The organism is Agrococcus sp. ProA11 (genome assembly GCF_039880525.1).
In the GTDB taxonomy this organism is placed as follows: Bacteria; Actinomycetota; Actinomycetes; order Actinomycetales; family Microbacteriaceae; genus Agrococcus; species Agrococcus chionoecetis.
Genome location: NZ_CP156989.1, coordinates 513,050 through 534,219, shown reverse-complemented (window position 1 = coordinate 534,219; position 21,170 = coordinate 513,050). Strand labels below are relative to the sequence as shown.

General features: G+C 71.5%; 23 protein-coding genes, 1 tRNA gene and 1 pseudogene. 4 read left to right on the top strand and 21 right to left on the bottom strand.

Annotated features, from left to right (window positions below):
* Positions 1–121: 121 nt before the first annotated feature.
* On the bottom strand, positions 122–694 hold the full coding sequence (locus ABG090_RS02585; RefSeq protein ID WP_347756124.1) for an isochorismatase family protein: 573 nt from the start codon (positions 692–694) through the stop codon (positions 122–124).
* A gap of 214 nt (positions 695–908) precedes the next feature.
* Between ABG090_RS02585 and ABG090_RS02580 the strand changes: the two genes are divergently transcribed.
* The gene (locus ABG090_RS02580) at positions 909–1,319 is read left to right on the top strand and encodes a four-helix bundle copper-binding protein (protein ID WP_347756122.1); all 411 of its coding nucleotides are present in this window, start codon (positions 909–911) and stop codon (positions 1,317–1,319) included.
* Between the two features lie 95 nt (positions 1,320–1,414).
* Here ABG090_RS02580 and ABG090_RS02575 read toward each other — a convergent pair.
* The 8 genes and pseudogenes from ABG090_RS02575 to ABG090_RS02540 form a co-directional block, all read right to left on the bottom strand.
* Positions 1,415–1,490 (bottom strand) — tRNA-Thr (locus ABG090_RS02575).
* Between the two features lie 64 nt (positions 1,491–1,554).
* Entirely contained in the window at positions 1,555–3,099 is a 1,545-nt protein-coding gene (locus tag ABG090_RS02570; protein ID WP_347756121.1) for an alpha/beta hydrolase, read from the bottom strand.
* A 71-nt stretch (positions 3,100–3,170) separates the two neighbouring features.
* Positions 3,171–4,334, bottom strand: a complete 1,164-nt coding sequence (locus tag ABG090_RS02565; protein WP_347756119.1) for a DNA polymerase III subunit delta' — start codon at positions 4,332–4,334, stop codon at positions 3,171–3,173.
* Between the two features lie 23 nt (positions 4,335–4,357).
* The gene (gene tmk / locus ABG090_RS02560) at positions 4,358–4,990 is read right to left on the bottom strand and encodes a dTMP kinase (protein WP_347756117.1); all 633 of its coding nucleotides are present in this window, start codon (positions 4,988–4,990) and stop codon (positions 4,358–4,360) included.
* Positions 4,987–7,740, bottom strand: a complete 2,754-nt coding sequence (gene topA, locus ABG090_RS02555) for a type I DNA topoisomerase (protein ID WP_347756115.1) — start codon at positions 7,738–7,740, stop codon at positions 4,987–4,989. The genes tmk and topA overlap by 4 nt, the downstream gene beginning before the upstream one ends.
* A 131-nt stretch (positions 7,741–7,871) precedes the next feature.
* Complete coding sequence (locus tag ABG090_RS02550; RefSeq protein ID WP_347756113.1) at positions 7,872–8,276, bottom strand: Rv3654c family TadE-like protein; 405 nt, start codon at positions 8,274–8,276, stop codon at positions 7,872–7,874.
* A gap of 3 nt (positions 8,277–8,279) precedes the next feature.
* Positions 8,280–8,561: a hypothetical protein gene (locus ABG090_RS02545; protein WP_347756112.1), complete on the bottom strand. Its 282-nt coding sequence runs from the start codon at positions 8,559–8,561 to the stop codon at positions 8,280–8,282.
* A 43-nt stretch (positions 8,562–8,604) separates the two neighbouring features.
* Positions 8,605–8,715, bottom strand: a pseudogene (locus tag ABG090_RS02540) (DUF4244 domain-containing protein); the annotation flags it as partial.
* Positions 8,716–8,875: 160 nt separating this feature from the next.
* On the opposite strand from ABG090_RS02540, the gene ABG090_RS02535 reads away from it, so the two are divergent.
* Positions 8,876–9,121 carry a hypothetical protein gene (locus ABG090_RS02535; RefSeq protein ID WP_347756110.1) on the top strand — a complete coding sequence of 82 codons (246 nt, stop codon included), beginning with the start codon at positions 8,876–8,878 and terminating at the stop codon, positions 9,119–9,121.
* 17 nt (positions 9,122–9,138) lie between these two features.
* The gene (locus tag ABG090_RS02530) at positions 9,139–9,531 is read left to right on the top strand and encodes a hypothetical protein (RefSeq protein WP_347756108.1); all 393 of its coding nucleotides are present in this window, start codon (positions 9,139–9,141) and stop codon (positions 9,529–9,531) included.
* A gap of 275 nt (positions 9,532–9,806) precedes the next feature.
* Here the strand turns inward: ABG090_RS02530 and ABG090_RS02525 are convergent, their stop codons facing one another.
* From ABG090_RS02525 to ABG090_RS02470, 12 genes are all read right to left on the bottom strand, one after another.
* Complete coding sequence (locus ABG090_RS02525; protein WP_347756106.1) at positions 9,807–9,989, bottom strand: hypothetical protein; 183 nt, start codon at positions 9,987–9,989, stop codon at positions 9,807–9,809.
* Positions 9,986–10,417 (bottom strand): hypothetical protein, encoded by a 432-nt coding sequence (locus ABG090_RS02520; RefSeq protein WP_347756104.1) that lies wholly within the window; start codon positions 10,415–10,417, stop codon positions 9,986–9,988. Before ABG090_RS02520 ends, ABG090_RS02525 begins: the two co-directional genes overlap by 4 nt.
* A complete protein-coding gene (locus ABG090_RS02515; protein ID WP_347756102.1) occupies positions 10,401–10,769 on the bottom strand; it encodes a hypothetical protein in 369 nt (122 codons plus the stop codon). Before ABG090_RS02515 ends, ABG090_RS02520 begins: the two co-directional genes overlap by 17 nt.
* Positions 10,759–11,526, bottom strand: a complete 768-nt coding sequence (locus ABG090_RS02510; RefSeq protein ID WP_347756100.1) for a hypothetical protein — start codon at positions 11,524–11,526, stop codon at positions 10,759–10,761. The genes ABG090_RS02515 and ABG090_RS02510 overlap by 11 nt, the downstream gene beginning before the upstream one ends.
* Positions 11,523–13,607, bottom strand: coding sequence for a bifunctional DNA primase/polymerase (locus ABG090_RS02505; protein WP_347756098.1), 2,085 nt, complete (start codon positions 13,605–13,607; stop codon positions 11,523–11,525). Before ABG090_RS02505 ends, ABG090_RS02510 begins: the two co-directional genes overlap by 4 nt.
* Positions 13,604–13,795, bottom strand: coding sequence for a hypothetical protein (locus tag ABG090_RS02500; RefSeq protein WP_347756096.1), 192 nt, complete (start codon positions 13,793–13,795; stop codon positions 13,604–13,606). The genes ABG090_RS02505 and ABG090_RS02500 overlap by 4 nt, the downstream gene beginning before the upstream one ends.
* The gene (locus ABG090_RS02495; protein ID WP_347756095.1) at positions 13,792–14,151 is read right to left on the bottom strand and encodes a hypothetical protein; all 360 of its coding nucleotides are present in this window, start codon (positions 14,149–14,151) and stop codon (positions 13,792–13,794) included. Before ABG090_RS02495 ends, ABG090_RS02500 begins: the two co-directional genes overlap by 4 nt.
* A complete protein-coding gene (locus tag ABG090_RS02490; protein WP_347756093.1) occupies positions 14,148–14,309 on the bottom strand; it encodes a hypothetical protein in 162 nt (53 codons plus the stop codon). Before ABG090_RS02490 ends, ABG090_RS02495 begins: the two co-directional genes overlap by 4 nt.
* 651 nt (positions 14,310–14,960) lie before the next feature.
* The gene (locus tag ABG090_RS02485; RefSeq protein ID WP_347756091.1) at positions 14,961–16,568 is read right to left on the bottom strand and encodes a recombinase family protein; all 1,608 of its coding nucleotides are present in this window, start codon (positions 16,566–16,568) and stop codon (positions 14,961–14,963) included.
* A 3-nt stretch (positions 16,569–16,571) separates the two neighbouring features.
* Positions 16,572–16,673 (bottom strand): DUF4244 domain-containing protein, encoded by a 102-nt coding sequence (locus tag ABG090_RS02480; protein WP_347756089.1) that lies wholly within the window; start codon positions 16,671–16,673, stop codon positions 16,572–16,574.
* Between the two features lie 231 nt (positions 16,674–16,904).
* Positions 16,905–17,732, bottom strand: a complete 828-nt coding sequence (locus tag ABG090_RS02475; RefSeq protein ID WP_347756087.1) for a type II secretion system F family protein — start codon at positions 17,730–17,732, stop codon at positions 16,905–16,907.
* Entirely contained in the window at positions 17,729–18,757 is a 1,029-nt protein-coding gene (locus ABG090_RS02470; RefSeq protein WP_347756085.1) for a TadA family conjugal transfer-associated ATPase, read from the bottom strand. Before ABG090_RS02470 ends, ABG090_RS02475 begins: the two co-directional genes overlap by 4 nt.
* A gap of 282 nt (positions 18,758–19,039) precedes the next feature.
* Between ABG090_RS02470 and acs the strand changes: the two genes are divergently transcribed.
* A complete protein-coding gene (acs, locus tag ABG090_RS02465) occupies positions 19,040–20,983 on the top strand; it encodes an acetate--CoA ligase (protein ID WP_347756083.1) in 1,944 nt (647 codons plus the stop codon).
* The last annotated feature ends 187 nt before the right edge of the window (positions 20,984–21,170 follow it).

Sequence of the window (21,170 nt, the reverse complement as noted above, 5' to 3'; positions counted from 1 at the left end):
CTATCTGATCAAACAGCGACCGGACGCGCCGCGCGAGGCGAGTCGCGCGGGAGTCGCCGCGCGGGGCGAGTCGCGCGGGAGTCGCCTGTGGATCGTGTCGGCGCGCGGGTGCGCTGCGCGCTCAGCGCTCGCGGACGACCTCGACGCCGCCGTCACGCATCTCGTCGAGCGCGCTCGCGCGGGAGGCGTCGGTCACGGCTGAGGTCAGCGCATCGATGACGCGCACCGAGATGCCCGCGAGCGCCGCGTCGAGCGCGGAGGCCTTCACGCAGTAGTCGGTCGCGATGCCGACCACATCGAGCTCGTCGATGCCCTGCTCCTCCAGCACCTCGGCAAGGGTCTCGCCCTCATCGGTCGTCCCCTCGAAGGCCGAGTACGCGGGCTCGCCCTGCCCCTTCTTCACGTGCACGTCGATCGCGAGCACGTCGAGCGCGTGGTGGTACTCGGCTCCCTCGGTGCCGGCGACGCAGTGCACGGGCCAGGTGTCGACGAAGTCGGGCTCGCCGGCGGCGAAGTGGCCGCCGTTGTCGTTGCCGGCGTCGTGCCAGTCGCGGCTCGCCGCAACGAGGGCGTAGTCATGGGAGCGCAGATGCGCTGTGATGGCGGCCGCGACCGCGGCGCCACCGTCGGTGCCGAGCGCACCGCCCTCGGTGAAGTCGTTCTGCACGTCGACGATCAGGATGCCGCGAGTCATGCCCCCAGCGTACGCCGCGGCATCCGCTCGCCCTCCCCGACACCGGTGCCGGTACCGGTACCGAACGGTCGGGACGAGCGCCGAGAGGCGACACTTCGGTACCGCTGGAGCTGCGAGCACCGCCGCCGCGACCGGCGCGTTCAGTGGCTCCTCAGGTCGCGGCGGTTGCATGGCCGCCGACGGCAACGCGGCCGTCCAGCGGAAGGAGAAGATGATGACTCACACGATCAGTGCCATGCTCGACAGCTACCCGAAGGATCTCGGAGGCGTGGACCGCAACGCACTCGCCGAGTGCATCGAGGCGTGCTTCGCGTGCGCTCAGACGTGCTCCGCATGCGCCGACGCGTGCCTCGCAGAGGACATGGTCGCCGACCTGCGCGCGTGCATCAGCACGAACCTCGACTGCGCCGACGTCTGCGGCGCGACCGGGCAGATCCTCTCGCGCCGCACGGGCGCCGACATGTCGGTCACGAAGGCCGTGCTGGAGGCCTGCATCGCGGCCTGTCGCGCGTGCGCGGACGAGTGCGAGCAGCACGCGGACATGCACGAGCACTGCCGGCTCTGCGCCGAGGCGTGCCGCCGCTGCGAGCAGGCATGCGAGCGACTGCTCGCCACGCTCAGCTGAGACTCCGCGGGCCACGCCGCTCGCCCGCGTGGAAGACGAGCAACGGCCCCCGTGCCGGGCTTCCAGTGGAAGTCGCGATCGGGGGCCGTTCTGCGTGGTGCCGCCTCGGAGAATCGAACTCCGGACCTATTCATTACGAGTGAATCGCTCTGCCGACTGAGCTAAGGCGGCGTGCCGAGGCACGATCAACGATCATAGCGCATGGACACGGTGCAGCACGACGTCGCCCCTGTCCTCAGCAGTCGATCGGACCGGTCGGCGCTGAGCCCGTCAGGAAGTACTCGTTCACCGGCGCGTCGACGCAGGCGTTGCCGTTGTTGTACTGGCTGTGCCCCTCCGCATCGACCGAGATCAGCACGCCCGACTCGAGCATCGCCGCCAGCTCGACCGCTTGCTGATAGGAGGTCGCCGGGTCGTTCAGCCCACCGATGACGATGATCGGCTCCGCACCGGGTGCGGTGATCTCGTGCGGTGTGCGGGTCGCCTCGAACGGCCAGGCGGCGCACGTGCCGACGCCGACGAAGTCGGGCCCCAGCGTCGGTGCCGCCGTCATGATCGCCTCGGCGTTCGCTCGGATCTCGGCGAAGTCGGTGACAGCCGGCGAGTCGAGGCAGTTCACCGCGATGAGCGACTCGAGCGAGTTGTCCGCGAAGGAGCCGTCGGGGTTCAGCCCGTAGTACTGATCGGCGGCCGCGAATGCCGTCTCGCCTCTCCCCGCTCGCACATCCGCGAGGATCTCCCGCAGCCCGCTCCACTGCCAGTCGGCGTAGAGGTTCGCGGCGATCGCGATGAAGAGCGCGCTGGATCCGAGCTCGCGGCCGTCGGCCACCGGGATCGGATCGTCATCCACCTGGTCGAGCAGGTCGCGAGTCTGCGCCAGCGCATCCGCCTTCGATCCCGTGAACGGGCATTCATCGGTCGCGAGGCAGTCGTCGATGAAGTTGCCGTAGGCGAGCTCGAACCCCGCCGCCTGGAAGAGCGTGCCCTCGAAGTCGGTCGCGTCGGGTGCGACCGCAGCGTCGAGCACCATGCGGCCGACGTGCTCGGGGAAGAGGTCGGCGTAGGTCGATCCGATCAGCGTGCCGTAGGAGACGCCCAAGTAGTTGAGCTGCGACTCGCCGACCAGCGCGCGCAGCAGATCCATGTCGCTGGCCACCTGCTCGGTGCCGACGAATTCGAGCAGCGGCCCGGTGTGCTCCAGGCACGCGTCAGCGAACCACTGCGCAGACTCCAGCTGCTGCTCGAGGTCCTCGTCGCTGAGCGGCTCGGGCGCCGGCCCCTCGGGGATCTCCCACAGCCAGTCGTAGAGCTCCTGCGGGTCGTCGTAGCAGGAGATGGGCGTCGAGTCGCCGACGCCGCGTGGGTCGAAGCCGACCAGGTCGTAGTGCTCTCGCACGTCCGGGTGCAGCAGCTGGTCACCATAGCTGCGCACGTAGTCGGCACCGGATGCGCCGGGGCCGCCGGGGTTGTAGAGGATCGCACCCTGGCGCTCGCCGGTCGCGGGCGCGACCGTCACGGCGAGCTCGATGACGTTCGCGGACGGGTTGCTCCAGTCCATGGGAGCGCTCACCACGCCGCACCACACGCCGCCGCAATCGCTCCAGTCGACGTCCTGCCCGTAGAAGCTCTGCAACTCGGGCGCGACCTGCTCGCCGGTCGGCGCCCACTGCGGAGCGCCGAGCTCTTCCGGCAGCGGGGGCGGCAGGATGCATCCGGTCAACCCGAGTGCGGACGCGGCGACGACGGCGAGCGCGGCGAGGCCGCGACGGGTGCGATGCATGGTTCCAGGCTAGAGGGCACCAGCACCGTTCGATTGCGAGTCGCCCGCGTCGCGGATGCCGCGGCCCGGCCTCAGCGGCGCTGTGCCGCGCGAGCTGCGACGACCAGCATCGCCTCGAGCGCGAGCAGCGGCGGCACGTTCGCCCCGATGCGCTCGCGTGCCAGGCGGATCGCGTCGAGCACATCGATGACCGCGGCCCGCGCGAGGTAGCCCGCCGCCGCCTCCACCGTCGGCCGCATCGCGTGGTTCACGAGCTCGCGGCCGACGCCCAGCTGGGTCATGAGGATGTCGCGGTAGAGGGAGAGCAGATCGACCAGGATCCGGTCGACGCCGTCGCGCATGCCGCGCTTCGCGCGCTGCTTCTGCGCCTCCTCGAGCTCCTTGAGCTGTCGGCGGAGCTGCGGCGGCACCGTGCCGCCCGGCTCGATGCCCAGCTGATGCAGGGCCTGCGCCCGCTCCGCGTCGTCGCGCTCCGCGGAGAGCGCGACCGCGTCGGCCGTCGCGATCTCGACGAACCTCGCGGCTGCGAGCACGGCGGACGCCGCGGTCGAGACGCGCATCGCGATCTCCAGCGTCTCGGCTCGGCGGGCACGGGCATCCTCGCTGGTCGCGAGCCTGCGGGCCATGCCGATGTGGCTCTGCGCCTCGCGCGCGGCGCGCTCGGCGATCGAGGGCTCGACGCCGTCGCGCTCGACGAGCAGCCGTGCGACCTCGATCGGGTCGGGCACCTGCAGGGTCAGCGTCCGCACGCGGGAGCGGATGGTCGGCAGCAGGTCGGCCTCGCTCGGCGCGCAGAGGATCCAGACGGTCTCCGGCGGTGGCTCCTCGAGCGCCTTCAGCAGTGCGTTCGACGTGCGCTCGGCCATGCGGTCGGCATCCTCCACCACGACCACGCGGTAGCGGGCTGTCGAGGGCGCGAGCGCCGCTCGCTGCACCACCTGCCGTGCCTGCGCGATCGTGATCAGCACGCCCTCGGTCGCGAGCGTGACCAGGTCGGGATGCGTGCGCGCCTCGACCAGCGTCGCCACCTCGGGCTCGATGCCGCTGGGCGACGACAGCAGCGCCGTCGCGAACGCGTAGGCGAGGTTCGAGCGGCCGGATCCGGGCGGGCCGGTGAGCAGCCAGGCATGCGTCATGGCACCCGAGGAGTCGGGCCCGTTCCGGTCGGCCGCGGCACGCTGCAGCGTGGCGACCGCGTCGGCCTGGCCGACGATCTCGCTCCACCCGCCCGTCATGAGTGCTCCTCGGTTCTGCTGGCTCAGTGCCGCGCGTCGAGCATGGCACGCACGTGCGACACGACGCTCGCGTGCACCGTTGCCGGCGAACCGGATGCGTCGACGACGGCGAAGCGGGTGGGCTCGGCGTCGGCGAGCTCCAGGTAGGCGGCACGGACGCGCTCGGCGAAGTCGAGCCCCGTGTCCTCGAGCCGGTCGTAGGGCGCATCCGCTCGCCCCGCCATGCGCTCGCGCCCCTCGCCGGGGTCGATGTCGAGCAGGATCGTCAGCTGCGGCAGCAGTCCGTCCGTTGCCCACAGCGACAGATCGCGGATCTGCTGGCCGTCCAGCTCGCGCCCAGCGCCCTGGTACGCGACCGAGGAGTCGAGGTAGCGGTCCTGCAGCACCACCTCGCCGCGCTCGAGCGCCGGGCGCACGAGCGTCGCGATGTGCTGCGCACGATCGGCGGCGTAGAGCAGCGCCTCGGCGCGCGGTGCGATGTGACCCTCGGTGTGCTGCACGAGCCGCCGGATCTCGACGCCGAGCTGGGTGCCGCCGGGCTCGCGGGTGCGCACGACCGTGCGGCCCTGCTCCTCGAGCCAGGTCTGCAGCAGCGCCGCCTGCGTCGACTTGCCGGAGCCGTCGCCGCCCTCGAGCGTGATGAACGCGCCGGTCATGCGTCCGCGGGCGGCGTCTTCTTCGCCGCCGGCTTCTTCGCGGCCGTCGTCTTGGCCGCGGGCTTCTTCGCTGCCGGCTTCTTGGCCGCGGGCTTCTTGGCGGCGGGCTTCTTGGCGGGCGCCTTGCGCGCGGGCTTCTTCGCCGGGCCCTTGTCGCGCTTGATCTGCAGCAGCTCGACCGCCCGCTCGAACGTGACCGCCTCGACATCCTCGCCGCGCGGGATCGTGGCGTTCGTCTCGCCGTCGGTGACGTAGGGCCCGAAGCGCCCGTCGCGCAGCTTGATCGGCTTGCCGCTGACGGGATCCGCGTCGAACTCCTTCAGCGCGCTCGCCGCCTTCCGGGCGCCGTACTTGGGCTGCGCGAACTTCTCGAGCGCGCCCTCGAGCGTGATCGAGAAGATCTGCTCCTCGTCGTCGAGCGATCGGGTGTCGTCGCCCTTCGACAGGAACGGCCCGTAGCGGCCGGGCCGCGCGGTGATCTCGTTGCCCGACTCCGGGTCGATGCCGACCACGCGCGGGAGCGACAACAGCTTCAGCGCGGTCTCGAAGTCGACGCTCTCGGGCTCCATCGTCTTGAAGAGGGATGCGCGGCGCGGCTTCGGCGCGGTCTTGCCCTTGGCGGGCTTCACCGGCTTGCCCTGGTCGTCGAGCTCGACGGGCAGCGCCTCCTCGATGTACGGCCCGAAGCGGCCGTTCTTGACGACCACGTCGAGCCCCGTCTCCGGGTGCGGGCCGAGCACACGATCCTGCACGGGCTCGGCGGCGAAGAGCTCCTGCGCCTTCTCGGGCGTGAGCTGGTCGGGCGAGAGGTCCTCGGGGATGTTCGCGCGCTTGACCTCGCCGTCGGCGCCGGTGCCCTCCAGGTACGGGCCGTACTGGCCGACGCGCAGCGTGACGCCCTCGGCGACCGGGATCGAGTTGACTGCGCGCGCATCGATGTCGCCGAGGTTCTCCACGGTCGACTTCAGGCCCGGGCGGGCCTCGCTGCCGAAGTAGAAGCGCTGCAGCCACTCCTTGCGGTCGAGCTCGCCGTCGGCGATGCGGTCGAGGTCGGCGAGCATCTCGGCGGTGAAGTCGTAGTCGACGTAGTCGCCCAGGTGCTCCTCGAGCAGCTTGATGGTGGAGAAGGCGATCCAGTTCGGCACCAGCGCGCCGCCGCGCTGCGTGACGAAGCCGCGCCGCACGATCGTGTCGATGATCGACGCGTAGGTCGACGGGCGACCGATCTCCAGCTCTTCGAGCGCCTTCACGAGGCTCGCCTCGGTGTAGCGCGGCGGCGGCGTGGTGGCGTGCTCCTTGCGCTGCAGCTCGGCGAGGTCGACCGGATTGCCCTCCTTGACGTCGGGCAGCCTGGAGTCGCCAGAGGACGCATCCGCCTCGTCGGCGTAGCGCGCGACATCCTTCGACTCCTCGTAGGCCTGCAGGAAGCCGGGCTCGGTGATGACGGTGCCGGATGCGGTGAACTCGGCCACGCCGCGGCTGGTCTTGTCGCTCGCGATCGTGATGGTCGCGGTCTGCCCGGTCGCGTCGATCATCTGGCTCGCGACCGTGCGCTTCCAGATCAGCTCGTACAGGCGCTGCTCGTTCGGCGTCAGCGCGCTGCGCACTTCATCGGGCGTGCGGAACTGCTCTCCCGACGGGCGGATCGCCTCGTGCGCCTCCTGCGCCGACTTCGACTTGCCAGCGTAGTGGCGCGGCGTCTGCGGGATCGACCCGGCGCCGTAGAGCGCGGTCGCCTGCGAGCGCGCCGCCTGGATCGCCTGCTTCGAGAGCGAGGGCGAGTCGGTGCGCATATAGGTGATGTAGCCCTGCTCGTAGAGCGACTGGGCGACGGACATCGCCTGCTTCGCGGAGAGCTTCAGCTTGCGGCCGGCCTCCTGCTGCAGGGTCGAGGTGGTGAACGGCGCGGACGGCCGGCGGCGGTACGGCTTCGACTCGACGCTCGCCACCTTGAACGCGGTCTGCTCGAGCTCGGCGGCGAGCGACTCCGCTGCGGCGGCGTCGAGGATGGTGCGCACGCCCTTGATCTGGCCGCGGTCATCGAAGTCGCTGCCGGTCGCGACCCTGGCACCGTCGAGCCGCACGAGCCGCGCGCCGAAGCGGCTGCTGTCTGCTTCGAACTGCGCGGCCAGGCTCCAGTAGTCGGCGGAGACGAACGCCATCCGCTCGCGCTCGCGGTCGACGATCAGTCGCGCCGTCGGCGACTGCACGCGGCCGGCCGACAGCCCCTGCCGCACCTTCCGCCACAGCACCGGGCTGACCTCGTAGCCGTACAGGCGGTCGAGGATGCGGCGGGTCTCCTGCGCGTCGACGAGCGGCATGTTCAGCTCGCGCATCTCGTCCTTGGCCTGTTGGATCGCGTCCTCGGTGATCTCGTGGAACACCATCCGCTTGACGGGCACCTTGGGCTTCAGCACCTCGAGCAGGTGCCACGCGATGGCCTCGCCCTCGCGGTCCTCATCAGTCGCGAGGATGAGCTCGTCGGCATCCTTGAGCGCCTTCTTCAGCTCGGCGACGGTCTTCTTCTTCTCGTCGCTGACCACGTAGTACGGGGCGAATCCGTTCTCGACATCGACCGCGAACTTGCCGTACGGCCCCTTCTTGAGGTCGACGGGAAGGTCGCGCGGGCTCACGAGGTCGCGGATGTGCCCGACCGATGCCAGCACCTGGTAACCATCGCCCAGGTACCGCTCGATCGTCTTGCCCTTCGCCGGGGACTCGACGATGACGAGCTTCTTGCCCATGCTCACGCTCACTGCTTCTTGGGGTTGGTGGACCCGACTGGGTCACGAGTCGACACAATACACACGGTGTGATCGTGCGCTCACCGCCGCAGGGCCGTCGTTCGCTCGCGGCGCAGACGCGCCAGCCGTCGGCCGTGTCACCGCGGCGGGCCCGCCCGCGCTGTGCCGGATGCGCGCAGCGGACCCACCGGAACCGTCACGGCCACGGCGGCGTCGAGGCCGTCGATACGGCAGAGGCTCAGCTGCGCCCCGCTCGCGCCCGCCACCGCCTGAGCGAGCCCGCAGGGGCTGCCGTCGGCGAAGCCGGAGAGCGCATCGGCGGCCGCGAGCGCCGCCGCATCGGCCGCCGAAGCCGCTCTCGCCTGCGCGATCGCTGCCGCACCCGTTCCGACGATCAGCATCGCCAGCAGCAGCGCGGCCGTGGCGATCGCGAGCGCCAGGACGCTCCCCGCCCCGCACTCGTCGTCCCACCGGTGGCCGCCCGCTCTTCGACCGTCGAGGAGGCCGCGGCCCACCGGGCCGCAGCCGTCACGAGACGCCATCGCTCACCGCCCTCCCCCGTGGGCGCAGCTGCGAGCCGTCAGCTCCAGCGCTCCCCCGAGCGCATCCCTGCTGAGCACGGCGCAGACCAGTTCGCCCCGTTGCTCGATCCGCACGGCGGCGCCCTCGCTGTAGGGCGCCGGGTCGTCACCGCGTCCTGCCGCTCGCGCGGCAGCGCCCGCCGACTGCTCCAGGCTCACCTGCGCCGCGGTCGCGGCGACCGCCCCGACGGCGATGCCGATCGCCAGCACCGCAGCCGGCAGCGCCGCCGCGAGCTCGGCGGTCACTGCGCCGAGCTCGCTGTTGCGCCTGCCGCTGCTCCCGCGCCGCCTACTGCACCGTGAGCGCACGCTGGACCATGTCGGTGAGCATCCCGCGCACCTCGTCGCTGCGCAGGATCACCACCAGGAGTCCCGCGAAGCCAACCGCCGCAACTGTGGCACGGTTGAGGCGCATGACCAACGCGAAGCAGAATCGAAGCGGGAATCAAGCATCGATGGGCTACGTTTACCTCAGTGGTAGTTCACTAACCGTCACGAAGGCCAGCGTTGCTCATTCGCAGTGCGGCCGAGAAGAACGATTGGGGCGATGTTGAGTGGCAATGAAGATGAAGAGAACAGCCAAGGCCAAGCTGTCGAAGGCAATCAAGACGGCCCGCTCGAGCAAGACGGAGCGCGTGGTGAAGGTGTTCCCAGACACGCCGAAGACGATCCCGGCCGACTTCACGTTCTTCCTAGACGGAGAGACACAGCTAGCGCTACTCGGTCGAGAGATGGAGCGGACAGCTCCGAGGGTGGAGACGAGGTCGACGAGGCAGAGGAAGGCCTTGGAGCACATTCTGAAATAGAGCGCTCGCCGGAGGAAGTGATCGCCGAGCTCGACCCCGAGGAGCGCCTGGTCATCGGGCGCATGCTCATGGAGTCGACGTCGGGGCCGCTGCCGGACGCGGTGGAGTTGTACAAGTACACCCCGGAGCATCAAGAGCGCATATTCCGGGTCTCAGAGTCCTACACGTCGGACGAGTCGACCCGGCGATCCGAGCTCCAAGCGGCACAGATTAAGCAGAGCGAGCGTGCGCAGTGGATTACCCCCGCGCTCTTCGTTCTCTTCGGCGGTGTTGCGACGTACTTCTACTCCGTTGGAAACTCGCTCGCGGGCACGGCTTTCCTGGCTGTCCCTGTGCTGCGCTTCCTCGGCACGTTCGCGGCAGCGTACACACTGCGGCGCCAGCGCGCCGCGGACGAGGACGACGACTAGAGCTTCGCGAGGCCGCACTCTGGGCAGCGCCAGACGCCACGGCCGCCGGGCTGCATCTCCATCGGCACGAGGCACCGCGGGCAGTTGGGCGTTCCGATGCTCCAGAGGGGATCGTCGTCCATCGCTCCATGATGCAGGAATGCCGCCGAGTCCCCACGACGTCGGCGGCATTCCCTCTGGCCCGCGAGCGGCAACACCACGGAGCGCTCGCGGGAGTCTCTATCTGCGGCGGCTACGCAGGATGCGGCGCAGCTCGTCGACGATCGGGTCGCCGTTCATTGGTCGTCGGCCTGGAAGCGGGCCGCCTGGCGTGCCGAGGCGTCGCCCTCGACGGGCGCTGCGGGCCGGTAGCCGAGGCGTGCGGCCTGTCGCTCGCTGGTCGTGCCCTCGGCCTCGGTGAGTCGTTGCTGCAGCCGCTTGATGCGGCGCTCCAGTCGCTGCTGCTTGTCCTTGGTCACGGTCGGTTCTCCTTGCGTAGGTTCTTGGATCGGAGGCGGCGCTCGCGCAGCGCCGAGAGGTAGAGCGCGTCCAGCTGGCTCAGCTCGCCCGCGGCCTTGAGGTGGCGGCGCTTGCGGTTGGCCTCGCCGTCGGTCATGAGTCGGACGCGCGCCTCGACAATTTCGGCGAGCGCGAGCAGGCGGCCACCCTCGAGCGGTGGCGCTGCGCTTTCCGGGCGGGGCTGAAGCTCGCCCGCGGCGCGTCTGCGCAGCGCGCCGAGGTAGAGCCGGTCGAGCTTGCTGAGCTTGCGCGCCTTGGCGAGGCGTTTCAGGTCGCGGGTCGCCATCGCTTCGTCCACGACCTCCGCGAGCTTCTCGGCAACCGATTCGAGCGTGGGCTCGGCGCCGGCGGCACGTTCCTTCGGCTTGGATTCACGCTTCAGCGGCATCGTCGCCTCCTCGCAGGTTGAGGCCGAGGAGCCGCGAGCGCTGCGCCTCAGCGGCGAGGATGACGCGGTAGAGCGCCGTTCGCTCGCCCTGCGCCGAGGAGAGGGCGACGTCCCGGTGCGCCTTGCGGATGATGTCGTCGATGCGGTCTTCGACCTCGACGCGGAGCTCGTCCGCGGTCTGCGCGCCGAGCCGGGCGTAGGCGACGCGGCCGAGCTCCTCCGCCTCGACCGTCGTGACGCCGATGCGGGCCGCGATGTCGCCCCAGGAGTGCCCCTCGCGGCGCATGACGACGGCGCGGATCGCGGCCTCGACGGTGGCGTCGTCGCTGCGGGTGATGAGTTCACTCGTCATCGTCGTCCGCCTCGACCTCGATGTCGATGATCCGGGCAGCGGCCTCGGCCTCAGCGGCCTCGAGCGCGGCGGCCTCCGCCTCTGCCGCTGCGCGTGCCGCGGCTTCCTTCGCCGGTGCGGCGGCGAGCCGAGCCTTGCGGCGGTCGCTGATCGCCTCCGCCACCCTCGACGCGGCCGCGAGCGCGTCGGCCGTCGCGGTGACCGCCTGATCGAGCGGCAGTCCGACGCCGGGCTCGTTCGCGATGGGGTTCGGGCGCTCGTCGTAGGTGTCGAGCATGCCGAGCACGCCGAACGCGGCGAGCGCGTCCGCCTGCGCCTTCATGAGCTTCGACCGGGCGGTCGCGATGGAAGCGATCGCCTTCTCGGCGTCGCGCTCCACCGCCTCGGCCCAGCGCTCGCGATGCGTGCCGACCGTCTCGGCGACCAGAGCGTGCGCGCGATCCCATGCGACGGCCCTCGCCCGGAGCGTCAGGCGCGCGGCCTCGAGATCGTCCTCGGCGTCACGGACGGCCCGCTGCAGCTCCTTGGCGGGCACGGCGGCCCCTGACGTCGCTGCGGCGTGCGCGTCGGTTTCTGCTGCGGCCTTGGCGGCGCTGAGGGCGTTGTCGGCCGCTTGCACGGCGCGGCGTGCGTCGACGAGCGCGGCGTGCCGCTCGATCGCCGTCTCGACCTCGGCGCGGATGGCCTTCACGGGGATGGCCTCGACGTTCGGCAGCAGGATGCGCCGGCGGGACTCGGAGTTGCGGATGTCGATCATGGCTTTGCCTTTCGGTTGGTCTTGCGGTGGGTGGTGAGTTGGATGGCGGCGAGGCTGACGTCTTCGGCGAGGGTGTACATCCAGAGCGTGCCGAGCTGCTCGTCTGCCGTCGTGAGGAGCCCGAGCTGGTGCAGCACTTGGAGTTGCCGGTCGACGGTCGTGCGCGGCTTCTGCAAGCGCTTGACGACGTTCGTCGTCGTCGCGCCCGGATGCGCGGCGACGTCCTCGAGCACGGCGAGCCGCATGGGCGGCACCGAGTCGCGAGCGACGCGAAGAGCGAGCCTGAGCGCGTCCTCACGGCTGCGCCCGATCGCGACCGCGCCCCGGAGCACCTGGCCGAGCTGCTTCGCGAACCGCATGGGCGACTCCGGTGAGTGCGCGTCGACGACGTTGCCCCGGTAGTCCGTCACGACGTGCGTGCGAGCGCGGGTGACGAGGTCGGCGGCGGCGAGGATCGCTTCGGCCTCCTCGTCGGTCGGCTCGACCGGCACAAGCTCGGCACCCGCGATGACGCCGCCAGCTGCTGCGGCGAGCTCCGCGCGCATCGCAACCTCGGAGCCGGTGTTGCTCAGCGCCTTCCGGCCCGCCTCGAGGCGTCCGCGAGTGCTGTCGACCCGGAGCACGGCGAATCGGTCGCCCATCGCCGCGATGACGCCGTGGGCGTCGTCGTAGGCGTTCGTCACCGCGCCCACGACGGTGATGCGTCCAGCCCATTCGAGCACCCGGCCGCCGTCCGTTCCCACGGTGCGCGACCACTTGCCGTCGTAAATCTCGCGCAGCGCGGCGAGGATTGGCGCGCGCGTCGCGGACGGCATCGACAGGATCGTCGTGAAGTCCTTGAGCACGAGCACGCCGTCGCCAATCTCCCGCAGCAGGCCGCCCGTCGCCTCGCTCGTCCGCTCGCCCTTGGAGGTCGCGGAGAGCAGCGCGCCCTCACTGGCGATCGCCGAGACGATCCGCGCGCCGGCGCCCGAGAGGGTCTGCACGGTCTCGGTCTTCGCCGTCGAGGCTGCGGCGACGATCATCGGCCACACCGGGTCGCCGCTCCCCATCCGCTGCACGGCCGTGGCCGCGAGGCAGAGGTCGATGGCGTCCATGTCGTAGCCGAGGCCGAGCCAGTCACGGAACGTCGCGTGCGCGGCCTCGATGCTCACCGCCTCGACCTTCGGTGCCAGCTCCATCGGCGTGCCGCCGTAGGTCTGCTCCACCGGCTCGGCGGCCGCACGCTCGGCCCCGGTGCGAAGCATCCGCGCAATCTCGGCATTCGCCTTTCGGCCCGGCAGGCCCTTGGAGCCGATGAGGTACTCGCGGTGCAGCCGCTGCAGCTCGTCGAGCGCGGCGGGGACGCCGGGATGCCCCTCGAGCGCAAGCCGGATGGCCTGATACGACAGCCCGAGGAAGTCGTTGTGCCCGACGTGCTCGAGGCCGTGCATCTTCTCGACGAGCTCCTCGACCGCGGGCGACGGGTCGCCGGCGCGCGCTGCGGCGAGAATCTCGTCGAGGTCGGCGTCGGGGTCGACCCTGACCGGCCCCGACGCGAGCACCTCGCGCCACGAGTCGGGCAGAAACGGGATGTCCTCGAGCTGCGGTGGCGCGTCGAGCCGCTCGCCGTCCGGGCCGAACCAGCGGTACTGCTTGCCGGTGTCGGGGTGGACGCTCGGCCAGACGACCGAGTAGCGGTGATGCCGCTGGCAGACCTCGATGCCGTCGGCCGGGTTCGTCGCCAGCATGACGCCCGCGGGCAGGCGGTAGACGTGCTGGCGGCTCGGCGTCGACTTCCCACGCGCGGTGCTCGTGAACGTCGGCGGCAGCGGCTCGCCGGCACGCTGCTCGAGCTGCGCCAGAGACGCCGCGCCCGGCTTGTCGCCGTAGGCGTCCACGTCGATCGCGATCGTGCCGTCGTGACGGATCGCGACGTTATCCTCGGCCCGGTCACGACGCCACGCCTTCACCTTGTCGGGCGTCACGGTGCCGACGTGGCCCGTCGAGCCCTTCGGCGGCAGCGTCTTGCCCTGCACCGGAATCGGCCACAGGCCCGCCTTACGATACGCCTTCGCGTGCTCGCCGTAGATGCCGCTCATCGAACGCCTCGCAGCGAGACGGCGACGATGCTCTTCCACGGCACGACGAGCCGATCGTCGGCGCCGTCCTCGTCGAAGACCACGACGGCCGCGGTCGCGGCGACGATCGTGCCGACCATCGAGTCGCGGAAGCCGCGCACCGTGACGAGCGCCCTCTGGCCCACGAGGCCGTCGAGCACGGCGCTCACCGGTCGCCCCGGTTCATTGCCTCGATCGTCGCCTGCGCGATGGACTGGCGCATGAGCAGCAGCGCCTGGCGACGTCGCGGCTCGGTCGGCCAGTACCGTGCCTCAGGCATCGTCTCGTCGAGGTGCTCGAGCCACTCGGCGAGGTCTTCGTCGCCGATCGGGCTTGACCATGCCTTCGTCGGCTCGCGACCCTCGGCGGCGCGCTTTAGGTTTTCCTTGGCCCACCTCGCCTTCGATGCGCGGCTCATCTGCGCAGACCGTTCCTCGGGGCTCTGCCGCGAGGTCGAGGCCAGGCCACCGAGACGGCCCAGGGCCTTCATGCGGTCGCGGGTCTCGTCCGCTTCAGGGCAGCTCATCGGGCTGCATCCGACAGCAGGGCGCCGAGGCGGGCGCGAAGGTCGGGCGACGGATCGGGCGCCGCGGCGACGGCGGCAGCGTGCACGCCGTCGGGGTCGTGGAGGAGGGGGTCAGGGGTCCTGTCGACGGTCGCGTCGACGATTGCGGTGAGTGCCACGGCTGAGGGCTTTCTGCTCACTGCTGAGGGACGCCGACTCTCGTTCGGCGTGCCGAGCGGTTGCTCGGACTGTCGCTTCGTCGGATTGACTACCGATCGAGGGGCGATTTGCTCCCAGCAGTGGAAGCTGCACTCAGGTCGCGTCTAGCGCCGGTCTGTTGACCCCGGAGCCCTCGGGCTCGCTTTGATTCTACAACATCGTTCCGGTCAGCATGCATGCTGTTCGGCGTGTCGCGCACGGCGTCGAAGAAGCAGCAGCGGCGGCGTTATCTGATATCTAAGGCTGTCCGGTGATGTAAGTGAAGGTGCGGTTGCGTCGAAGCCCCTTTCCTTGGGGTAGGGGGGTTAGTGACATTCCCGGACACTCGAAATCGGTTAACGATGCCGCAAACCGAGGTCTTAGCGCGTCAGCTCGTCGCAGAGCCGGGGCTACTTACATCTCCGGACGCGTTAGGACGTCGAGCCGCGGCGACGTAGCGCGCAGCGCGCGAGGCTCAGCACTAGCGGTTGGTGGCAACGGGCGGCGAGAGGAGGGCCAGATCGGCGCGCCAGACTCGCGCCCCCGCCGCCTCCCCGAGAGCGCGCGGACAGCGCCGGGGCACGCCTTGGTCGCGACGGTGCCCGCTGTCGCACCGCGGGCGTACCCCCGCCTCAGCGACGGAAGTGAATCGAGACAGTGCGGTCGAGCGCGGCGTCGCTCATGCTGCGCCGGTTGCCCTGCCCGACGCTGTGCACCACGACGTCGACGAGAGCCTCGAGGACGGCGCGGCGGCGTGAGAGGGACAGGTCGCGCCACGTCGCCGCCACGTCCTCCGCCGCGACGACCTCGGTGAGTGCACCGTTGTCGAGGCCCGCGCGGAGCTTGGCGTCGAGCTCGTCGATCCGCGCTCGCGCTCGCTTGGTGAGGCGCACTCGCTCAGCGCGGTCGATGAGACCGTCCTGCTCGTCGTCGCCGGCCTGCCGCACGTTGGCCGCGAGCCGCTCCCGCTCGGCGCGCAGCTTGTCGACGTCGGGCCGCTCGCGCTCGACGAGGAGGTCGGCGCCACGTGCGGCGATGTACTGGACGACGCGCGCCTCGACGAAGCGGTCGAGCGGCTCGCCCTGCCGCATGAAGTGGGCCATCGTGCGGCACCGGTAGGAGTGGATGCCGCGAGCGCCGCCGCCCGCGCGGATCGGCTCGCCGCACCGCTCCTCCGCCAGCGCCAGGGCCGCCGCGGCGCGCTCCTGCGGGTCGAGCTCGGCGGCCTCGGTCTTGCCGGTCATCGCGAGCGCACGCGCCTCGATCGCGGAGTCGTCACGCTTGCCGTGCCCGCCGCACACCGCGATGCCCGAGAGCAGCCACTTCCGCTCTGGGCCGGGTGAGGTCTTGCGCTCCGGGTGAGCGAGCCGCGCCCTGGCGGTCTCCCACTGCTCGACAGTGACAAGCGCGGGCCACGCCCCCTCGCGACACGCCTCCCGAGTGATCGCGGCCTGGTCGTATCGCTCGCCGGGCTTCGGCGCTTCGAGCGGCAGGAGCCCGGCGTAGTAGGGCGACATGAGCATGCGCCGCAGCGTCGTCGGGCGGATCGGCCCGCCGTCTGGCTGCGCCTTGGTCGGCGGTGTGCGCTTCCCCTCGCGGTTCCACTCGGCCGCGACCGAGCGGAGCGGCACGCCCGCGAGGAAGTCGGCGTAGAGCCGCTGCACGTCGTCGGCGCGGCTCTCGTCGAGGTCGTAGGCGTAGTGCGCGTTCTCGGCGCCTCGCTGTGCTCGCTTGTCTCGCTCGGCTCGCGTCACCCACTTGTAGCCGTAGGGCACGCGCCCCGACGTCGGGATGCCGTCGCCTCGGCGGTTGGTGTTGGCGTTGACGCGGCGTTCGGCCTTGGTCTCGCTCTCGGCGCGCGCGACGGACGTGATGAGGTTCGCCATGAGTCGCCCGTTGGTCGTGGAGAGGTCGAGCTCGCCGTCTGCGGTGACGATGTGGACGCGCAGCGCGGTGAGGCGTTCGAGCGCGGCCAGTGATCGCCCGAGGCGGTCGACCTTGCGCACGACGAGCACGTCGAAGCGCCCCCCGCGGGCGTCCTCGAGCATCCGGTCGAACGCGGTGCCGGCGCCGCGTTCGCGGTAGCCGCTGGTCGCGTCGTCCTCGTAGACCTCGACGACCTCGTAGTCGCGCGCCGCCGCGAGGTGCGTGCAGCGCTTGATCTGCCCTTGGATGCCGTCGGGCTCGGAGACGGACTGTCGGGCGTAGATGGCGGCGCGGACTGGCGGTGTCGGGGTCATGCCTCAATTCTGCCCCGACTCGCCCACAACCGCCATCGTTGCGATGACGTACTCAGCCGTCGCTGCGCCGTCGTCCTCCTGCACCAGTCTCTCGAGCATCCTCATGCTCGCCTCCTCTCTATTTGGGCCCCAGGGTGCAGGGTCGATGCGCCGGCGCGTGCGCCGCCCAGAGCGACCTGTGGACGGCGAGCCGACCAGTCGCCTGCGCCGCCCGGCGCGTGTCAGGTTGTTGCTGTTCCGGGGCGCTGGAAGTGCAACAAGCTGACACGCGCGGCGCGGCGCCGGCGGCGGCGCGGGGCGGGGCGGCGGCAGGCGGGGCGGCGGCGGGAGGCGGCGCTACGCGAGCGGGGCGAGCGCGCCGTCGAGCATCGACAGCACCAGCGGCACGACGACCAGCAGCGAGAAGGCGGGCAGCACGCAGACGCCGAGCGGCAGCGCGAGCTGCACAGCTGCCCGCTGCGCGCGCGCCTCGCCGTCGAGGCGAGCGCGGGTGCGCGTCGCGGCCGCCTCCGCGACGAGCAGACCGCGCACCGGGACGCCGGCACGACGTGCGAGGTCCAGCGCCGCGTCGACCTCGCGCCATCCGCCCGTCTCCACGCCGGCCGCCTGCAGCGCCTGGGCCGCGACCTGCCGGGCTCGGGCGGCCGCTCCTCCGCCCGCGAGCGCCACCGCGACCAGGTCGAGCGCGAGCCCGGGGGCGGGATCGCCGCGCGTCGCCCGCCGGACGATGGCGCGCGACCACGCCGTCGCCGCGGCCAGCAGCCCCGCTCCCGCGAGCATCGACCAGGTCGCGGGCCCGCCGCCCGCCGCGGCGCCGAGCACGTCGAGCCCCAGCGCCGCACCGAACCCCAGCCCCACGATCGGCAGCACCATCACGAGGTTCGCGGTCGCCCGCGGGCCCGCGAGTGCCGCCGCAAGCGATCGCCGCTGCGCCGCCTGCTCGCGCAGCAGGGCGGCCAGCCGCTCGAGCGTCGGCGCCATCGGCGCGCCCGTCTCCCGCGCGACCGCCAGCACCGCGGTCACCAGCTCGCCGCCATCGCGCGCACCGGCAGCCGCCGCATCCGTGCCGAGCAACGACCACGCCCGCTCGATCGGCAGGCCGCCGGCGACCAGCGCCGCGAGCCGGTGCACGACGGCTGCGGTCTCGTCCTGCTCACCGCTCACGTCGCTCGCACCACCAGCCGCTCGTCCCGCAGCAGCAGCTCACCGATTGCTGCCACGCGGCGCACCTGCCCGCTCCGCTCGAGGTGCAGCACCGCGTCGATCGCGCTGACCGCCTGACGCGCGAGCGCGGCGGGGGTCAGCCGCGCGAGCGCGCCGAGCGCCTCGAGTCGCGCTGGCACGTCGTCGAGCGAATTCGCATGCAGCGTGCCCGCCCCGCCGTCGTGACCGGTGTTGAGCGCAGCCAGCAGCTCGCGCACCTCCGCCCCGCGGCATTCGCCCAGCACCAGTCGATCCGGGCGCATGCGCAGTGCTTCGCGCACGAGCTGCTCGAGGCCGATCGCGCCCGCACCCTCGGCGTTCGCCTGCCGCGCCTCGAGCGCCACCACGTGGGGGTGACGGATGCGCAGCTCGGCGACATCCTCGATCGTCACGATGCGCTCTGCCGACCCGGCCTCCGAGAGCATCGCGCCCAGCAGCGTCGTCTTCCCCGAGCCGCCGCCGCCCGTGACCAGCACGTTCGCGCGGCGCGCGACGAGCGCACGCACGCGATCGAGCGCCACGAGCGAGAACGCCCCTCCCCGATCGAGCTCGTCGAGCGACAGCGCCGCCACCCGCGGCAGCCGGATCGAGAGCTGCGTGCCAGCCACAGCCACGGGCGGCAGCACCGCGTGCACGCGGATGCCATCGTGCAGCCGCACGTCGACGCACGGCGTCGCCTCGTCGACATGCCGACCGCCGGCTGCCACCAGCGCCACTGCGAGCGAGCGGGCGCGCGCCCCGTCGAGCACGAGGGGCGCACGTTCTGGCCCCGCGCCGCGGTCGACCCAGACAGCTCCCGCCACCACGAACACGTCCGTGACCTCCGGTTCGGCGACCAGCGGTGCGAGCTCGCCGAACTCGTGCAGCGCGCCGCCGCCGATCCCCGTGCGCGCAGACGCTGCGCTGCGCGCGGCCGGCCGCGCGCCTCCGGCGACGAACGGGATGCCCGTCCCCCGCCCGAGCGCCGGCCCGGCCCGTGCAGTCATGCCTCGGACGGTAGTGCGGCGGGCGGTCGCGCGCGGCGGACCTGCATCGAGCTGTGGAGACGCGCTCGGCCGCGCGAGAAGGCGGCGCCCACCTGGGGGAGGCGGGCGCCGCCGCAGGAGAGGCGAATGGGGGATCCGCCGTGCACCTGCTCACGTCGGACTGGCCGACGGTGCCATCGTAGGCGGCGAGCAAGGCGGCAGCGAGACACAACACGGCCCGACCCGCGCGCGCCTCCCCGGTAGGCTCGCCCCCGACGACGACGACGTCTGGAGGAGCCCCCTGTGTCTGACCGCATCGACCACCTGATGAACGAGACCCGCCGCTTCGCGCCGCCGGAGGCGCTCGCGGGCGCATCCGGCACGTCCGCCGAGCTCTACGAGCGCGCGGATGCGGACCGGCTGGCGTTCTGGGCCGAGCAGGCGCGCGAGCTCCAGTGGGACACCCCCTTCACCGAGGTGCTCGACTGGCAGCCGCCGCACGCGAAGTGGTTCGCCGACGGCACGCTGAACGTCGCGGTCAACTGCCTCGACCGGCACGTCGAGGCGGGCAACGGCGATCGGGTCGCGCTGCACTGGGAGGGCGAGCCGGGCGACCGCCGTACGATCACCTACGCCGACATGACCGCCGAGGTGCAGCGGCTCGCGAACGTGCTGACGTCGCTCGGCGTGAAGGCCGGCGACCGCGTCGCCATCTACCTGCCGATGCTGCCGGAAGCGGTCGCAGCGATGCTCGCGTGCGCCCGCATCGGCGCCATCCACACCGCCGTGTTCGGCGGCTTCAGCCCGACGAACCTGCGCGGCCGCATCGACGACGCCGGCGCGACGCTCGTCATCACCACCGACGGCGCCTGGCGCAAGGGCAAGGTCTTCCCGCTCAAGCCCACCGTCGACGAGGCGCTGCGCGAGCCCGGTCACGGCGTCACGAACGTGCTCGTCGTCAAGCGCGGCGAGAACGAGATCGACTGGGTTCCCGGCCGCGACGTCTGGTACCACGAGGCGATGGCGGATGCCGAGCCCGAGCACGTGGCACAGGCATTCCCGGCCGAGCACCCGCTCTTCATCCTCTACACCTCCGGCACCACCGGTCGACCCAAGGGCATCCTGCACACCAGCGCCGGCTACCTGACGCAGACCTCCTTCACGCACCGGCACGTGTTCGACCTGAAGCCGGAGTCGGACGTCTTCTGGTGCACCGCAGACATCGGCTGGGTCACCGGCCACAGCTACGTCGTCTACGGCCCGATGGCCAACGGCACCACGCAGGTGATGCACGAGGGCACCTTCGACACCCCGACGCCGGAGCGGCCCTGGCAGATCATCGAGCGCTACGGCGTGACCATCTTCTACACGGCACCCACGGCCATCCGCACGTTCATGAAGCTGGGCCGCCAGCACACACAGTCGAGCGACCTGTCGAGCCTGCGCGTGCTCGGCACGGTCGGCGAACCCATCAACCCGGAGGCGTGGATGTGGTATCGCGACGTCGTCGGCGGCGGGCACACCCCGGTGGTCGACACGTGGTGGCAGACGGAGACCGGCGCGATCATGATCTCGGCGCTCGCGTCGGTGACGACACTGAAGCCCGGCAGCGCGCAGGTGCCCGTGCCCGGGATCGCGGTCGATGTGGTCGACGAGAGCGGCAACCCGGTCGGCAACGGCGATGGCGGCCTGCTGGTCGCGACCGAGCCGTGGCCGGCGATGCTGCGCACCATCTGGGGCGACGACGAGCGATTCCGAGAGACCTACTGGGAGAAGTTCGGCGACAAGTACTTCGCCGGCGACGGCGCCCGCAAGGACGAGGACGGCGACGTCTGGCTGCTGGGACGCGTCGACGACGTGATGAACGTCTCTGGCCACCGGCTCTCGACCGCCGAGATCGAGTCGTCGCTCGTCGCGCACGACGGGGTCGCGGAGGCCGCGGTCGTGGGGGCGACGGATGCGACCACCGGTCAGGCAGTCGTGGCGTTCGTGATCTTGAAGGAGTCGGCCTCCCGCGAGCACTCGGTCGAGGGGGCCGAGCAGATGCTGCGCCAGCACGTCGCGAAGGACATCGGTGCGATCGCCCGGCCACGCCAGGTGTTCATCGTGCCCGACCTGCCGAAGACGCGCTCGGGCAAGATCATGCGGCGACTGCTGCGCGATCTCGCGGAGGGTCGGGCGCTCGGCGACACCACGACGCTCGCCGACCAGACGGTCGTCGACGCGATCCAGTCGCAGATGCGCTGACTCGTAGCGGCCCGGTCTCGTGACGCGGCGCGCTCCGCGCACCGCTCCTCGATCTACGGATGGCGGCAGCCTCGTAGGTCGAGGAGCGGGCGTCCGCAGGACGCACGCATCACGAGACCGAACGGCCACCGGCGCCGGCACACGAACATCCGGTCTCGTGACGCGGCGCGCTCCGCGCACCGCTCCT

Excerpts from the sequence above, each read along its gene's own strand:
- ABG090_RS02585 (WP_347756124.1), bottom strand. The coding sequence starts at position 694 with ATGACTCGCGGCATCCTGATCGTCGACGTGCAGAACGACTTCACCGAG.
- ABG090_RS02580 (WP_347756122.1), top strand. The coding sequence starts at position 909 with ATGACTCACACGATCAGTGCCATGCTCGACAGCTACCCGAAGGATCTC.
- ABG090_RS02570 (WP_347756121.1), bottom strand. The coding sequence starts at position 3,099 with ATGCATCGCACCCGTCGCGGCCTCGCCGCGCTCGCCGTCGTCGCCGCG.
- ABG090_RS02565 (WP_347756119.1), bottom strand. The coding sequence starts at position 4,334 with ATGACGGGCGGGTGGAGCGAGATCGTCGGCCAGGCCGACGCGGTCGCC.
- tmk (WP_347756117.1), bottom strand. The coding sequence starts at position 4,990 with ATGACCGGCGCGTTCATCACGCTCGAGGGCGGCGACGGCTCCGGCAAG.
- ABG090_RS02550 (WP_347756113.1), bottom strand. The coding sequence starts at position 8,276 with ATGGCGTCTCGTGACGGCTGCGGCCCGGTGGGCCGCGGCCTCCTCGAC.
- ABG090_RS02535 (WP_347756110.1), top strand. The coding sequence starts at position 8,876 with ATGAAGATGAAGAGAACAGCCAAGGCCAAGCTGTCGAAGGCAATCAAG.
- ABG090_RS02520 (WP_347756104.1), bottom strand. The coding sequence starts at position 10,417 with ATGCCGCTGAAGCGTGAATCCAAGCCGAAGGAACGTGCCGCCGGCGCC.
- ABG090_RS02515 (WP_347756102.1), bottom strand. The coding sequence starts at position 10,769 with ATGACGAGTGAACTCATCACCCGCAGCGACGACGCCACCGTCGAGGCC.
- ABG090_RS02510 (WP_347756100.1), bottom strand. The coding sequence starts at position 11,526 with ATGATCGACATCCGCAACTCCGAGTCCCGCCGGCGCATCCTGCTGCCG.
- ABG090_RS02505 (WP_347756098.1), bottom strand. The coding sequence starts at position 13,607 with ATGAGCGGCATCTACGGCGAGCACGCGAAGGCGTATCGTAAGGCGGGC.
- ABG090_RS02495 (WP_347756095.1), bottom strand. The coding sequence starts at position 14,151 with ATGAGCTGCCCTGAAGCGGACGAGACCCGCGACCGCATGAAGGCCCTG.
- ABG090_RS02485 (WP_347756091.1), bottom strand. The coding sequence starts at position 16,568 with ATGACCCCGACACCGCCAGTCCGCGCCGCCATCTACGCCCGACAGTCC.
- ABG090_RS02480 (WP_347756089.1), bottom strand. The coding sequence starts at position 16,673 with ATGAGGATGCTCGAGAGACTGGTGCAGGAGGACGACGGCGCAGCGACG.
- ABG090_RS02470 (WP_347756085.1), bottom strand. The coding sequence starts at position 18,757 with ATGACTGCACGGGCCGGGCCGGCGCTCGGGCGGGGGACGGGCATCCCG.